This is a genomic window from Paenirhizobium cremeum (assembly GCF_022884085.1).
Classification (GTDB): Bacteria; Pseudomonadota; Alphaproteobacteria; order Rhizobiales; family Rhizobiaceae; genus Allorhizobium; species Allorhizobium cremeum.
Genome location: NZ_JAGGCS010000007.1, coordinates 34,437 through 48,265, shown reverse-complemented (window position 1 = coordinate 48,265; position 13,829 = coordinate 34,437). Strand labels below are relative to the sequence as shown.

Here is a 13,829-nt window from a genome sequence, read left to right as displayed (position 1 = left end):
CTGTCGCCGGCAGCCCGCTTGCTCAAAGGTTGAGCGTATAGCGGGTGTGCCGGCGCTCGCCGGTCCGCGTCAAAATGCCTTTCTCCACGAGGTCGTGGAGATCGCGCGTCGCCGTTGCGCGCGAGGTTCGCGTGATCGCGATATAGTTTTCGGCGCTGAGCCCGCCCTTGAAACCCGCCGGCCCCTCGCGGAACATACGCTCGACGACTTTCTCCTGCCGTTCGTTCAACTGCTGCCGGAAGCGGTCGTAGAAACGGGCCTTGCCGATATGGAACGCGACGCGCTTCAGGGTCGTCTGCTGCGATTCCAGTATGGTCTCGGCGAAATAGACGAGCCATCCGGTGATATCGAGCGTGCGCTGGTGCCGTTCGAGCTGGTCGTAATAGGTCTTGCGGCTGCGCTCGATCGTATAGGCAAGCGCAATCAGGCTGGGCTGGCCGATGTTCTGCGAAAGCGATTTTTCGGCAAGCGCCCGGCCAAGCCGGCCGTTTCCGTCCTCGAAGGGGTGGATGCTCTCGAAATAGAGGTGGCCGATGCCCGCCCGGGTCAGCGCGGGCAGGGGGCTTTCGCCCCCCGGCGCCGATCTGTTGAACCAGTCGACATAAGCCTGCATTTCGGTCGGCACCCGTTCCGATGGCGGCGCTTCGAAATGGACGGTCGGCTTGTCGTGACGGCCGGAGACGATCTGCATCGCGTCCTCATGGGTGCGATATCCGCCGATCGTGCCGATATGGCGGTTGCCGGTCATCAGCATGCCGTGCCAGCGAAACAGGGTTTCGTGATCGAGGGGCGCGGCCCAGCCGTCATAGACGTCGACCATCATTTCCGCGATACCGCGCTCCTGCGGCCGGACCGGCCGGTCGTCGCTTGCAAGGCCGAACTGCCGGCGCAGGGAGGACTGGACGCTCAACCTGTCGAGCATCTCGCCCTCGATCTCGGAGGTCTTCACCGCCTCGTCGCTCAGAAGCTCGACGCGCAGCAGCGTGCGTTCCTCCTCGCCGACATGGCGGACAGCCCCGATCACCTCGCCCGACGTCAGCAGAAAGCGGCGCTCCAGCGGTTCCAGCACCGCCGCGTCATACGTGAAGGATGGCCAGAATTCCTGGGTCCAGTTCCATGCCATGAGTTATAGGGTCCGTTTCTATAACTCACAGTATCCTATTTCGGTGAGCAATAGCAAACGGGTCTATAACTCACGGCCCGCAATGACTGACGTCCGCCGGCATGGAAAACCAGTCCGGCCAGGGGACATGAGGCCATGCCCGTGTTTGCTGCCGCCTGCCCTGACCGGCCGTTCCGCTCAGTCCGCCGGAGCCTCCCCGTCGCTTTCCCCATCGACCAGGGTCATGGGCCAGAGCAGGCGGTGCGGCTGTTCCGGATACATGTCCCGATAGACCGGCATGGTGCCGAGCAGGGTCTCGGCAAGCGCGATGCCGAGGTCGCGCAGCGACAGGGTGAAACTCGTCAGCCGGGGCGAGAGGAAGTGGGAATGGGGGCTCTGCTGGCCGATCACGGCAATGTCGCGGCCCGGCAGGAGCCGGGCTTCCTGAAGCCCGCGGTAAAGGCCGGTGGCGATCGCCTCGTTGACCAGCAGGATCGCGCTCGGCCTGGGCGTGCAGGCGATCAGCTGCCGGGCGATCTGGTAGCCGCCGGCCTCGTTCGGCGTCGAGCGGAACACGTGCTCGTCGGCGAGGTCGAGCCCGTGGCGCCGCAGCGCCTGCCGGCATGCGTCGACGAAGACATAACCGAGATTGATGTCGTCATGCGGCCGGGTGATCGCGATGCGCCTGTGCCCGCGGGCAACGAACCGGTCGACGGACGCCTGCGCCATGCCCTCGAAATCGAGGTCGATCCAGGGCTGGCCGCCGTCGGTGAGGCTTCTGCCGAGCGTGATGAAGGGGATCTTGCGTCGGGCGAGAAGGTCTATGCGCGGATCGTGCCGCCGGGTGGCGGACAGGATCAGGCCGTCGGCGAAGCCTCGGGCGACGATGCGCTTCAGGTAGTCGTCCGGATCTTCCTCCGAGGAGCAGAGAAGGGCGACAAGGTCGAGCTTGTGACGGGCAAGCACGGTCTGCACGCCGTCGAAGACGCTCATGAAGAAGGTATCGCCTTGTCCGGTGATTTCGCTGCCGGTCTGCATCATGAAGCCGATGACGCCGGTCGCGCCCTTGCGCAGAGACCGGCCCGACTGGTTGGCGACGTAACCGAGCGAGGCCGCAGCCTCCAGCACCCGCTGCCGCGTCTGCGGGTTCACGTCGGGCTTGCCGTTCAAGGCGCGGGACACCGTCCCGATCGAGATGTCGAGATGTTTCGCAAGCTCGCGGATTCCCTTCATTTTCCGGAGGCCCCCTCTGATGTCCGGACGAAGACTTCCTCGCCCTCTTGACACGATTTTCGTTTCATAGATAGTATCGTAAACGTTTACGGACGCCAATCGAGGAGTTTGCGGCATCCGTTTCCGGGAGGACATCGGTGACATACAAGGCAGTTCTGTGCGGGTGCGGAGCCATGGCCAAAGGCTGGCTCAAGGCGCTGACGACGGTCCCCGCTCTCGTCGAAAGCGTGACGGTGGTCGGGCTCGTCGATCTCGACCGGGCGACGGCTGCGGCGCTTGCAGCGGAGTTCGGCCTGTCGGATGCGGTTGTTGGCACCGATCTGGAAGAGGTTCTCGCCACGACGCGCCCCGACATTCTCTTCGATATCGTCATTCCCGCTGCCCGCCGTTCCGTGGTGGCGGTCGGTCTGGCGCATGGCTGCCACGTGCTCAGCGAAAAGCCGATGGCGGCCTCTCTCGACGAGGCGCGCGACCTGCGACGGCTCGCCGATCGGGCCGGCCGCCTGCATGCCGTCGTTCAGAACCGCCGTTACATCGCCGGCGTGCGCCGCATCCGCCGCATGATCGAGGAGGGGACGCTCGGCCGCCTCACCGGGCTGCATTGCGATTTCTTTCTCGGGCCGCATTTCGGCGGCTTCCGGGAGGCGATGGACAACGTGCTGCTGCTCGACATGGCCATCCATACCTTCGATGCGGCACGCTTCATGTCGGGCAAGGACCCCCTGGCGGTCTATTGCCATGAGCACAATCCGCCCGGCTCCTGGTATCGGCATGGCGCGGCCGCCAATGCCATCTTCGAATTCTCCGACGATGTCGTCTTCACCTATCGCGGCTCCTGGTGCGCCGAGGGCGGGCCGACGAGCTGGGAGAGCGCATGGCGCATCACCGGCACCTCGGGCACGCTCCTCTGGGACGGCGCCGACAGGTTCGAGGCGAACGTCATCGCCGGAACGGACGGGTTTTTCCGTCCGACGACGCCCGTGACCGTGCCGCTGCCGGAAAGCGAGGCGGACACCCACGGCCATCAGAGCGTGATCGAAAGCTTCATCGCCGCGATCCGCGCCGGCAGCCGTCCTGAAACGGACGGCCGCGACAACATCAAGAGCCTTGCCATGGTTTTCGGCGCGATCGACAGCGCCCGCGACCGCAGGCGTGTCACGATTGCAGCATAGGGATATTTCCATGACGAACCCGGCAAAATCCATCCGTATCGGCACCATGGTCAGCGCCACCAAGGGCGACGCGGCAAGGCGCATCGCCCAGATCGCCGATCTGGGTTTCGAGAGTTTCGAGCCCTTCTTCTGGCAGACGACCAACGGCCAGGATCTCGCCGAGCTCGGCAAGCGCTGCCGCGAGGCGATCGGCGACCGGGATATCACCATGTCGACCCTCGGCATGTTCGGCAATCCGCTGGAGGAAACCGACATCGACCTCCAGACCTTGCAGGGCTGGAAGGACTGCATCGACAATGCGCATCACTTCGGCGCGACCTGTGTCGCCGGGTTTACCGGGCGCCTTCGCGGACGGCCCCTGCCGGAAAGCCTGCCGCGCTACAGGGAGATCTGGAGCGAGCTTGCAAGGCGCGCGGCCGACAGGGGCGTGAAGATCGCCTTCGAGAACTGCGCCATGGACGGCAACTGGCAGAGCGGCGACTGGAATATCGCCCATAATCCGGACGCCTGGGAGCTGATCTTCAACGAAACGCCCGACGAGCACATCGGGCTCGAATGGGAGCCGTGCCACCAGATGGTCTATCTCATCGAGCCGATCCCGCAGATCCGCAAATGGGCTTCGAAGATTTTCCATGTCCACGGCAAGGATGCGACCATCCGCTGGGACGTCATCCGGGAGCACGGCATCTTCGGCCGGGAGAAATTCGTCTTCATGCGCACGCCGGGCTTCGGCGATACCAACTGGACGGACGTCGTCTCGGAACTCAGGCTCGCCGGCTGGTCGGGCTCCATCGATATCGAGGGCTGGCACGATCCGGTCTATCGCGACGGGCTCGAAATGACCGGCCAGGTGCACGCCCTCAACTATCTGAAGAGCTGCCGGGGCGGCGATTTCGTCAACGATCCCGCATGAGGCGGGCATAGGGCATGCCGCCCGGTATGGAGGATGCCGGGCGTTGAAGGATAACCAAAGGAGGAGATCATGGGTATCCGCAAATATGCAATGCTTGGCGCTATCGCCATCGCGTCCGTCTCCCTGCCGGGCCTTTCGGCCAGGGCCGAGGACGTGACGATCAGCGTCTGGTCGCTCGACCGCGACATCCAGCCGGCGCCGAACCTCGTCAAGGATTTCAATGCGCTCAACACCGGCATCAAGGTGGAATACCGGCAGATCCAGTTCGATGACGTCGTCAGCGAGGCCATGCGCGCCTATTCGACGGGCCAGGCGCCTGACATCATCGCGATCGACAATCCGGAACACGCGCTTTTCGCCTCGCGCGGCGCCTTTCTCGATCTATCCGATATGATCGCCGCGTCCGAGGTGGTCAAGCCGGCGAACTACTTCCCCGGCCCTCTCGCCTCGACCATGTGGGAAGGCAGGAACTACGGCATTCCCAAGGCGACGAACACGATCGCGCTCTATTACAACAAGGATATGTTCAAGGCGAAGGGCCTCGATCCGGACAAGCCGCCGCAGACCTGGGACGAACTGCTCGAGGCCGCCCGCAAGCTCACCGATCCCTCCGCAAACGTCTACGGACTGACCTTCTCGGCGAAAGCCAACGAGGAGGGCACGTTCCAGTTCCTGCCCTGGGTGCAGATGGCGGGCGCGAGCTACGACAACATCAATGCCGAGGGTGCGGTCAAGGCGCTCGACACCTGGAAAACGATCATCGACGAAAAGCTTGCCTCGCCGGATACGCTGACGCGCAGCCAATGGGATTCGACCGGCACCTTCAATTCCGGCAATGCCGCCATGGCGATTTCCGGTCCCTGGGAGCTCGACCGCATGGTGGAGGAGGCGAAATTCGACTGGGGCGTGGCGTTGCTGCCGGTGCCGGAGGCAGGGGCCGAACGTTCCTCGGCGATGGGCGATTTCAACTGGGCGATCTTCGCCAACACCAAGCATCCGAAAGAAGCCTTCAAGGTGCTCGAATATTTCGTCTCGCAGGACAACCGCATGTTCAAGGATTTCGGCCAGCTTCCGGCCCGCTCCGATATCGCCATTCCCGAAACGGGAGAGGCAAAGAAGGACGCGGCCCTGAAAGTCTTCGTCGAGCAGCTGAAATACGCCAAGCCGCGCGGGCCTCATCCCGAATGGCCGAAGATCTCGAAGGCGATCCAGGATGCCATCCAGGCGTCGCTCACCGGGCAGATGTCCTCCAGGGAGGCGCTTGACGAGGCGGCGCGCAAGATCAAGGCCGTCCTCGGCTGACCTGCGAGGCCGCACGGCCGGTCCGCTGGGCCGATGGCCCGGCGGTCGGTTACTCTGACGCCGGCCCTCCCCGGAGGGGGAGGGCTCGATGGCCGCCACGCGGCCGCTGCAACCATTCCTCCCGGCGGGGCCGTTCCGCGCGAATGCGGGACGGTCTCCAGGGAGGCGGAGGAGCCCATGAAGCGACTTTTCTCCAGCATCATCGACGGCAGAGGGTTCGACGTCGCGCTCGTGGCGCTGCCGCTTGCCTTTCTGCTTTCCATTTCCGGCCTCGCTCTTGTCTACAACGTGGTGATGAGTTTCCAGGAGGTCGACATGTTCAGCCTCGGTACGCTCTGGCGGCCCTTCGTCGGCTTCAAGAACTACCGCGATCTCTTCGCCCAGCCCGAGACGCTGCCGATCCTTGCCAATACCGCGATCTTCGTCGTCGCTTCCATCGCCGGCCAGTTCGTCATCGGTTTCGGGCTTGCCTTGTTCTTCTGGACCAGCTTCCCCGGCGCCTCCTGGCTGCGGGGCCTGTTTCTCGTCTCCTGGGTCATGCCCGGCCTCGTCGCCGGCGCGATCTGGAACTGGATTCTGTCGGGAGATTTCGGTGTCCTCAATTTCATCCTGCGGGAAAGCGGGCTCATCTCGGGCAACATATTCTGGCGCTCCGATCCGGATTATTCGCTCTGGGCGGTCGTCATCGCCAATATCTGGCTCGGCACGTCCTTCAACATGATCCTGCTCTCGGTCGGCCTGTCGGCCATTCCCGGCGATCTCTACGAGGCGGCGGAACTCGACGGCGCGAATGCCTGGCAACGCTTCCGGACGATCACCCTGCCGATGATGCGTTCGTCGATCGGCGCCATCGTCGCGCTCGGTCTGATCTTCACGCTGCAGCAGTTCGACCTCTTCGCCGCGATCACCTCGGGCGGGCCGAACAATTCGTCCAACGTCACGCAATACTGGGCCTGGGACATGTCCTTCCGACAATACGACTTCGCCAAGGGCGCCACGATCTCGGTCATCATGATCGTCTTCGTCATGATCGCTTCCATCGTCTATGTCCGTTCGACGCGCCACGAGGTGAGGGGATGAGCGACACGACCCGCGACAGGCTGATGCTCGGCGTGGCGGTCGTGCTTGCCGCCATCTATCTCTTCCCGCTCTACTGGATGTGCATCACGGCGCTCAAATCCGGCTCGGCGATGTTTGCCAACCCGCCCGACTTCTGGCCGCGCGATCCGCAATGGCAGATCTACGGCCAGGTCTGGGAAAGCCGCAACATGGGCCGCTATATCTGGAATTCGCTGGTGATCGCCTGTGGTGCGGTGTCGGTCATCGCCATATTCGGCACGGGCTGCGCCTATGTGCTGGCCCGCTACCGCAATGTCTGGATCGATATCGGGCTCTTCCTCGTCCTCATGCTGCAGGTCCTGCCGGCCTCGCTGATGATTACGCCGATCTTCGTCGGTTTTTCGCAGCTCGGGCTTCTCGCCTATCCGCGGCTTGCCGTCATCCTGGCGATTGCCGCGAAGAGCATGCCCTTCTTCATCGTCCTGGTGCGGGCCACCTTCATGAGCGTGCCGCAGGAACTGGAGGAGGCGGCGCTGGTGGATGGAAACTCGCGCGTCGGCGCCTTCTTCAGCATCGTGCTGCCGCTCGCCCGAAACGGCATATTGGTCAGCGCCATCCTGATCTTCATGCAGGCCTTCGGCGAGTTCGTCTATTCGAAGTCGATCATCCAGGCCGTCGAGCTTCAGCCCGCAAGTGTCGGCCTCAATACCTTCATGGGGCCCAACACCAACGAATGGAACAAGATCATGGCCTACGCGACCATCTATGTGACGCCCATCCTTGCCATCTTCGTCCTGCTTCAACGCCGCATCGTTTCCGGCCTTACCTCGGGAGCCCTCAAATGACGAACCAGATCGAGTTGACTGCCGTCAACAAATATTACGGGGCCTATCACGCGCTGAAGGACATCGAGCTTTCCATCCGCAAGGGCAGCTTCACCGCGCTTGTCGGTCCGTCCGGCTGCGGCAAGTCCACGCTGCTGCGCTCGCTGGCGGGGCTGGAGAAAATCTCGACGGGCACGCTGAAGATCGCCGGCGAGGTTATGAACAGGACGCCGCCGCGCAAGCGCGACGTCGCCATGGTGTTCCAGTCCTACGCGCTCTATCCGCACATGACGGTCGAGGAGAACCTGACCTACAGCCTGCGCATTCGCGGCACGCCGAAGGCACAGGCGAAGAAGGCCGCGGAGGAGGTCGCCGCGACCACCGGGCTTTCCCATCTGCTCGGACGCTATCCGCGCGAGCTTTCCGGCGGCCAGCGCCAGCGCGTCGCGATGAGCCGCGCCATCATCCGAAACCCCAAGGCCTTCCTGTTCGACGAACCGCTCTCCAACCTCGACGCTGCGTTGCGGGTCCATATGCGCAAGGAAATCCGCGCCCTGCACGACCGGCTCGGCGCAACCTCGGTCTATGTGACCCACGACCAGATCGAGGCGATGACCATGGCCGACCATGTCGTGGTGATGCGGGCCGGGGTCATCGAACAGCAGGGCCGGCCGCTCGAACTCTACGACAGGCCGGTCAACAGGTTCGTCGCCGGCTTCATCGGCTCGCCCGCCATGAATTTCATTCCCGCGACCGGCGGCGAGGACGGCCGCTCGGTCGTGCTCGATCTCGGCGAGCGGCAAAGCGTCGGCCTCGACTACCCCGTTCCGCCCGGACGCACGCTGATCGCGGGCCTGCGGCCGGAACACATCGCCATTGCGCCGCAGGGCGCAGGCATGCTGAAGGCGCCCGTCGCGGTCGTGGAATCCACGGGGTCGGCCACCTATGTCACCACGGCGACGACACCGGAACTGGCAATCGTCGTCAACGGCCGGGCGGAGCTGTCGGCCGGCGAGGTGCTCGGCCTCGATTTCGCTCCCGGCCACCTGCACCTCTTCGATGCCGTGACGGAGCAGCGGCTCTGAGCTTTCAGGGCGAGGGGGAAGGGACGGGTTGGCCCGATGCCGTTCAGGCGGGCTTGATGTACCAGCCCCAGGGCTCCTCGCTGTTGAACGCGGTGATCTGTTTGGTCTCGAGATAGTTGGAAAGGCCCCAACGGCCGAGTTCGCGGCCGATGCCCGACTGCTTGTAGCCGCCCCACGGCGCTTCGGTGAAGGTGGGCTGCGAGCAGTTGATCCATACGATCCCGGCGCGGAAGGCCCTGGCGACCCGTTCGCAGCGGGCCTTGTCCTTCGACATGACGGCTGCGGCGAGGCCGAAGCGGCTGTCGTTCGCCATGCGGATCGCATCCGCTTCGTCCCTGAACGGTCTGACGCAGACGACGGGGCCGAAGATCTCCTCGGTCCAGACGAAGCTATCCTCCGCCATGTCGGTGAGGACGGTCGGCTCGAGGAAATAGCCCTTGTCGAGACCGGCGGGCCGCTTGCCGCCGCCGGCGACGACAGCACCTTCCGTCTTGCCGCGTTCGATGGCGGCCAGAACCTTGTCATACTGGCCCTTCGAGACGAGCGGGCCGAGCAGCGTTCCATCCTCAAGCCCGTTGCCGATGCGGATTTTCGCGGATTCGGCGACAAGCCGCTGCATGAGAGCCGGGTAGAGGCTGTCTTCCACCAGAACCCGCGAGGTTGCCGAGCAGACCTGCCCCTGGTTCCAGAAGATGCCGAACATGATCCATTCGACGGCCTTCTCGATGTCGCTGTCGGCGAAGACGACGAAAGGCGACTTGCCGCCCAGTTCCAGGCTGACATTCTTGATGTCGCGTGCCGCCGCCGCCATGATCTTCGCGCCCGTCGGCACGGAGCCGGTGAAGGCGAGCTTGTCGACGCCGGGATGTTCAGAAAGCGGCTGGCCGGCCTCCGCGCCTAGCCCCGTCACAATGTTCAGCACGCCGGCGGGAAGACCCGCTTCCTCGACGATTGCGCCCAGTTCCAGCGCGGTGAGCGGCGTCAGTTCGGAAGGCTTCAGCACCATGGTGCAGCCGGCGGCAAGGGCGGGAGCCACCTTCCACGAGGCCATCAGCAGCGGATAGTTCCACGGGATGATCGCGCCGGCGACGCCGATCGGCTCCCGCACGACCTTTGAGGAAAAGCGGGGCTCGGCGAGCGCGATCGCCTCTTCCGGATTGTCGTCCAGCTCTTCGGCAAGGCCGGCATAAAAGGCGAAGCAGCCTGCCGTATCCTCCATGTCCCAGATGGCTTCCGGCAGGGGCTTGCCGTTGTCGATGACTTCGAGCCTGGCAAGGTCGTGCTTGCGGGCGAGGATGATGTCGGAGATGCGGCGAAGGACCTTCGCCCGTTCCCTGCCGGAAAGTCTCGGCCACGGTCCCTGGTCGAAGGCAAGGCGTGCTGCTTTCACGGCAGCGTCGATGTCTTCCTTCGTGCCCGCGGGCGCCCGATGCACCAGCTCTTCGGTTGCCGGATCGATGACCGGGAAGGTGCCGCCCTTCGCCGGGGCCTGCCACTTGCCGTCGATGAAGAGCCTGTCACGCATTCGATGTCTCCCGCTAGGTTCGGATGGAAGCCCGCGCGGCGCTCTTGGCGCCCGTCGCGACCTTGACGATTTCTTCCGCTGCCCGCGTCACGCCTGCCGCCTTGCGCATGCCTGCCGCATTGGCCTTCAGCCGTGCATGCATGTCCCTGTCGCCGAGCAGCCCCTGGATCGCTCCGGCGAGCTCTGCCTCGCTCCAGCCGTAGCGGTCGAGTTTTCGGCCGACGCCGGTTTCGGCGGCGCGCGTCGCATTGTCATGGCCATCCCAGCAATAGGGCATCACAAGCGACGGCACGCCGTAATAGAGCGCCTCGCAGAAGGAATTGTTGCCGCCGTGATGGATGAACAGGCTTGCCTGCTCGACCACGGAGGGCTGCGGGAACCAGCTGTCGATGAAGACGTTGTCGGGCACCTCGCGGTATTCCTCCCGCCAGTTGCCGGCATTGACGAGGAAACGGAAGGGCAGGGTGGCAAAGACGGAAATCATGCGCTTCGTCATGTCCACGTCCATGGCGCCGAGCGAGCCGAAGCTCGCCAGCACCAGCGGGGCCTCGTTGTGGCTTGCAAAACGCGGCGGGGTATAGGGCGCCTCATGGCGTACGCAGCCATCGAGGAAGACGAACCGCGCGGGATCGAGAGGCTCGCGACGGCGATGCCGGATGATCTCCGGCGCAAGCAGCAGGTTCAGCCAGGGCGAGGGATCGAGGAAGATCGGCGCCGCCGGGGCCTTCAGGCCGCAATCGGCGAGGAAGGCGGAAAAACGCCTGTGCGCGGGGGAGACCGCTCTTTCGTAACGCGCGGAAAAGATCGTCCATGCGGCACGGTCGTCCTCCCCGCAGCCGGAAAGATGGGGCGGCACATCCCTGTCCGGGATTTCGGTCTCCGCGCAGGAGACGACGCGGACCCAGGGCACGCCGGCGTTCGCGATTGCCGGAAACATGACGACGTTGTCGAGCACGATCGCATCCGGTTTCAGCCGCCCGAGAAGCTGGCGCAGCGGTTCCTCGACGCGCATGGCGGTATCGACGATCGCGTCCCAGGTCGGGCCGACATAGCTTTCGGCCTGCTCGAGCGGCGTCTGCCGGAAGGCATCCTTATGGCGCTCGATAAAGTCGTTCCAGTCCGTCGGTGCGCCGGCTTCGGCCTCGGCAAGCTGATATTCCGGGAAGCCGTATTCGGCGAAAACGCCGCTGAAACCGGGATGACAGAGAAAGACCGGGCGATGGCCCATGCGCCGCAGTTCCTGGGCAATGCCGACGCAGTTCAGCGCCGCGCCGTAGCTCGCTTCGGGAAAGAGGGCGATGGTCTTTGCTGGCGCCATGGAGGACTAACGCGCGACGAGCTTGAAGGCGGGAGGGACGCCGCGACCGGCAAGCCGGGGGCGCTGGGTCTGGGAAAGCTGTATATGCACACGCATGAGATCGGCGGCAAGCTCCATCTGGCCGCGCTCGATCTGTTCGAGGATCTGGATGTGTTCGAGGTTGGACTGCATGAGGCGAAAGGCGTTGATATGCACGGCCGGAGGCATCGCGCGCCGGCGCCGGTGATGGTTGGTGAGCGCCTCCGCCATGAAGGGATTGCCGCAGGAGCGGGCGATCAGCAGGTGGAAATCGAAATCCGTGCGGTCGAAGAGTTTCCGGTCGAATGTCGTCTCGTTCATGCCGCGCAGGATCAGCATGGACTGGCGCAGCGCCGTCATGGCCGGGATATCCCGTTTGAAATCGGGCAGCGTCAGCGCCAGCGGTTCGGTCGCCAGGCGGAACTCGTAGCTCTTGGCGGTCGCGTCGCCGCTGATGGCGAACTGCTTCAGCACCCATTGCTGGCCGGAGCCGCGTTCCGCGAGACTTTCCTCCGCCAGTTTCATCAGCGCATTTTGTACCGTCTGCCGCGAGACGTCGTAGCGGCGCTGCAGGGCGGCGACCGTCTGGCTTTCGCTGATGCGCCCGGCCGAGAGATCGCGCAGGATCGCGGCGTAGATTTCGTTTTCGCCTTCGCCTTCCGACGTGTCCTCAAGACGCGCCGTGGCGACGGGATCGACCGCCAGAAGATAGCCGCCATCGGTGTCGGCCGTTACCAGTTCGCGCTCGGCAAGTATCTGCAAAGCCTTGCGTATCGGGGTTCTGGACACATTGCAAAGGGAGGCTAGGGCCTGTTCGGCAAGCCGCTCGCCGGGATGCATGCCGCGCTCGCTGGCGACATCCAGTATTTTTTGCGCCAGTTCGACATGGCGAAAATTGGTGCGTTTCGGTTCCTGGCTCATCGGCGGCAACGGCTCTCCATAGCCGTGCATGCTGCCCTTTGCGCCGCAGTTTAGCAAGTGCGTCCGCGCCGCTTTTCATTTCCGCACACAAAAATGCACGATCCCTATTGACGTATTTTTTTTATAAATAATACTGCCATGCGACTGGGAATGAGACCGGAGAACCGGCGCGCCCATCAAAGAGGCTGGAACAATCGAAACAAGGGAGTCTTCCGTGAAAGCGAAGAACGGACTGACTGCGACCTCTGCGGCCGCGGTGCTTCTTGCTGCAAGCCTTGCGGCTGGCGCGGCATCCGCCGCCGATCTCGTCATTTCGAACTGGGATGGCTACATGGCCCCGGATATCGCCGATGCCTTCAAGGCCGCGACCGGGCTGGAGATCGAGGTGGTCAACCACGCCACCAATGAAGAGATCATGGGCAAGCTGATGGCGAGCGGCGGCAAGGGCTACGATATCGTCTTCGTCTCCTCGCCGTTCGCGGAAATCCTGAACGGGCAGGGGCTTGCGGAGCCGATCGACAAGGCGGCCGTGCCGAACCTTGCCAATCTCTATCCGGAAGCGACCACGCTCGCCTATGACCCCGGCAACGCGTTCTCGGTTCCTTACACCTGGGGCACGACCGGTCTCTGCTACCGTTCCGACCTCGTGCAGGGCACGCCGGACAGCTGGCTGAACCTGCTCCAGCCGATCGACGCGTTGAAGGGCAAGACCACCATGCTCGCGACCGACCGCTGGCTGATGGCGGCGGGCGAACTCGCCAAGGGCTATTCCGTCAACGAAAAGGACCCGGCCAAGCTGGAGGAGGTGAAGAACCTCCTGATCGAGGCGAAGAAGACGCTGCTCGCCTATGACGACACGACCTTCTATTCGAAACTCGTTTCCGGCGAGGCCTCGCTGGTGCATGCCTGGGACGGCTGGTGCAACTACGGCATCGGCGAAAACAAGGACATCAAGTTCGTCGTGCCGAAGGAAGGCTCCGACCTCTGGATCGACACCATCGTCGTGATGAAGAGTTCCGAGCACAAGGATGCCGCGATGAAGTTCATCAACTTCATCCTCGACGCCAAGAACCACGCCTGGGCCGCCCAGAACATTCTCTATAAGGTGCCGAACAAGGCTGCCATGGAAAGCCTCGACAAGGCGCTTGCCGAGCAATATCCGAACATGGCCATGGCGCCCGCCGATCTCGTCAAATACGAGCTTCTTCGCGATCTCGGTTCCGCGCAGAAGGACTATTCCCGCATCGTGAGCGAGATCAAGGCCGCGAACTGACCGGTTGATCCTTCCATGGCGGCGGATGGTTTCCGGCCGCCATGGGCCGTCATTCATTCATGAACCATCGATGAGCGAAAGCCG

At 63.8% G+C, this 13,829-nt stretch carries 12 protein-coding genes; 7 read left to right on the top strand and 5 right to left on the bottom strand.

Features of this window, described 5'->3' with window-relative positions; translation table 11 throughout:
* Nucleotides 1–22: 22 nt before the first annotated feature.
* Both J5N58_RS14040 and J5N58_RS14035 read right to left on the bottom strand, forming a co-directional pair.
* Nucleotides 23–1,123, bottom strand: a complete 1,101-nt coding sequence (locus tag J5N58_RS14040) for a Fic family protein (RefSeq protein WP_244711283.1) — start codon at nt 1,121–1,123, stop codon at nt 23–25.
* Between the two features lie 177 nt (nt 1,124–1,300).
* Entirely contained in the window at nt 1,301–2,335 is a 1,035-nt protein-coding gene (locus J5N58_RS14035) for a LacI family DNA-binding transcriptional regulator (RefSeq protein ID WP_112829608.1), read from the bottom strand.
* Nucleotides 2,336–2,472: 137 nt separating this feature from the next.
* Between J5N58_RS14035 and J5N58_RS14030 the strand changes: the two genes are divergently transcribed.
* From J5N58_RS14030 to J5N58_RS14005, 6 genes are all read left to right on the top strand, one after another.
* Complete coding sequence (locus J5N58_RS14030; protein ID WP_244711281.1) at nt 2,473–3,507, top strand: Gfo/Idh/MocA family protein; 1,035 nt, start codon at nt 2,473–2,475, stop codon at nt 3,505–3,507.
* 10 nt (nt 3,508–3,517) lie between these two features.
* Entirely contained in the window at nt 3,518–4,420 is a 903-nt protein-coding gene (locus J5N58_RS14025) for a sugar phosphate isomerase/epimerase family protein (RefSeq protein WP_113339920.1), read from the top strand.
* Between the two features lie 69 nt (nt 4,421–4,489).
* Nucleotides 4,490–5,722, top strand: a complete 1,233-nt coding sequence (locus J5N58_RS14020) for an ABC transporter substrate-binding protein (protein WP_113442550.1) — start codon at nt 4,490–4,492, stop codon at nt 5,720–5,722.
* A 177-nt stretch (nt 5,723–5,899) separates the two neighbouring features.
* The gene (locus tag J5N58_RS14015) at nt 5,900–6,802 is read left to right on the top strand and encodes a carbohydrate ABC transporter permease (protein WP_113426390.1); all 903 of its coding nucleotides are present in this window, start codon (nt 5,900–5,902) and stop codon (nt 6,800–6,802) included.
* Nucleotides 6,799–7,626: a carbohydrate ABC transporter permease gene (locus J5N58_RS14010; RefSeq protein ID WP_112829613.1), complete on the top strand. Its 828-nt coding sequence runs from the start codon at nt 6,799–6,801 to the stop codon at nt 7,624–7,626. The genes J5N58_RS14015 and J5N58_RS14010 overlap by 4 nt, the downstream gene beginning before the upstream one ends.
* Nucleotides 7,623–8,690: an ABC transporter ATP-binding protein gene (locus J5N58_RS14005; protein WP_112829614.1), complete on the top strand. Its 1,068-nt coding sequence runs from the start codon at nt 7,623–7,625 to the stop codon at nt 8,688–8,690. Before J5N58_RS14010 ends, J5N58_RS14005 begins: the two co-directional genes overlap by 4 nt.
* 43 nt (nt 8,691–8,733) lie before the next feature.
* Here J5N58_RS14005 and J5N58_RS14000 read toward each other — a convergent pair whose 3' ends face one another.
* From J5N58_RS14000 to J5N58_RS13990, 3 genes are read right to left on the bottom strand one after another with little or no spacing between them, the layout of a single operon-like run.
* Entirely contained in the window at nt 8,734–10,215 is a 1,482-nt protein-coding gene (locus J5N58_RS14000) for an aldehyde dehydrogenase family protein (RefSeq protein ID WP_244711278.1), read from the bottom strand.
* A 13-nt stretch (nt 10,216–10,228) separates the two neighbouring features.
* The gene (locus tag J5N58_RS13995) at nt 10,229–11,533 is read right to left on the bottom strand and encodes a glycosyltransferase (protein WP_244711276.1); all 1,305 of its coding nucleotides are present in this window, start codon (nt 11,531–11,533) and stop codon (nt 10,229–10,231) included.
* 6 nt (nt 11,534–11,539) lie between these two features.
* Nucleotides 11,540–12,472 (bottom strand): GntR family transcriptional regulator, encoded by a 933-nt coding sequence (locus tag J5N58_RS13990; protein WP_244711274.1) that lies wholly within the window; start codon nt 12,470–12,472, stop codon nt 11,540–11,542.
* 214 nt (nt 12,473–12,686) lie between these two features.
* Between J5N58_RS13990 and J5N58_RS13985 the strand changes: the two genes are divergently transcribed.
* Complete coding sequence (locus tag J5N58_RS13985) at nt 12,687–13,745, top strand: polyamine ABC transporter substrate-binding protein (protein ID WP_244711272.1); 1,059 nt, start codon at nt 12,687–12,689, stop codon at nt 13,743–13,745.
* Nucleotides 13,746–13,829: the final 84 nt, after the last annotated feature.

Excerpts from the sequence above, each read along its gene's own strand:
- J5N58_RS14040 (WP_244711283.1), bottom strand. The coding sequence starts at position 1,123 with ATGGCATGGAACTGGACCCAGGAATTCTGGCCATCCTTCACGTATGAC.
- J5N58_RS14035 (WP_112829608.1), bottom strand. The coding sequence starts at position 2,335 with ATGAAGGGAATCCGCGAGCTTGCGAAACATCTCGACATCTCGATCGGG.
- J5N58_RS14025 (WP_113339920.1), top strand. The coding sequence starts at position 3,518 with ATGACGAACCCGGCAAAATCCATCCGTATCGGCACCATGGTCAGCGCC.
- J5N58_RS14020 (WP_113442550.1), top strand. The coding sequence starts at position 4,490 with ATGGGTATCCGCAAATATGCAATGCTTGGCGCTATCGCCATCGCGTCC.
- J5N58_RS14015 (WP_113426390.1), top strand. The coding sequence starts at position 5,900 with ATGAAGCGACTTTTCTCCAGCATCATCGACGGCAGAGGGTTCGACGTC.
- J5N58_RS14010 (WP_112829613.1), top strand. The coding sequence starts at position 6,799 with ATGAGCGACACGACCCGCGACAGGCTGATGCTCGGCGTGGCGGTCGTG.
- J5N58_RS14005 (WP_112829614.1), top strand. The coding sequence starts at position 7,623 with ATGACGAACCAGATCGAGTTGACTGCCGTCAACAAATATTACGGGGCC.
- J5N58_RS14000 (WP_244711278.1), bottom strand. The coding sequence starts at position 10,215 with ATGCGTGACAGGCTCTTCATCGACGGCAAGTGGCAGGCCCCGGCGAAG.
- J5N58_RS13995 (WP_244711276.1), bottom strand. The coding sequence starts at position 11,533 with ATGGCGCCAGCAAAGACCATCGCCCTCTTTCCCGAAGCGAGCTACGGC.
- J5N58_RS13990 (WP_244711274.1), bottom strand. The coding sequence starts at position 12,472 with ATGAGCCAGGAACCGAAACGCACCAATTTTCGCCATGTCGAACTGGCG.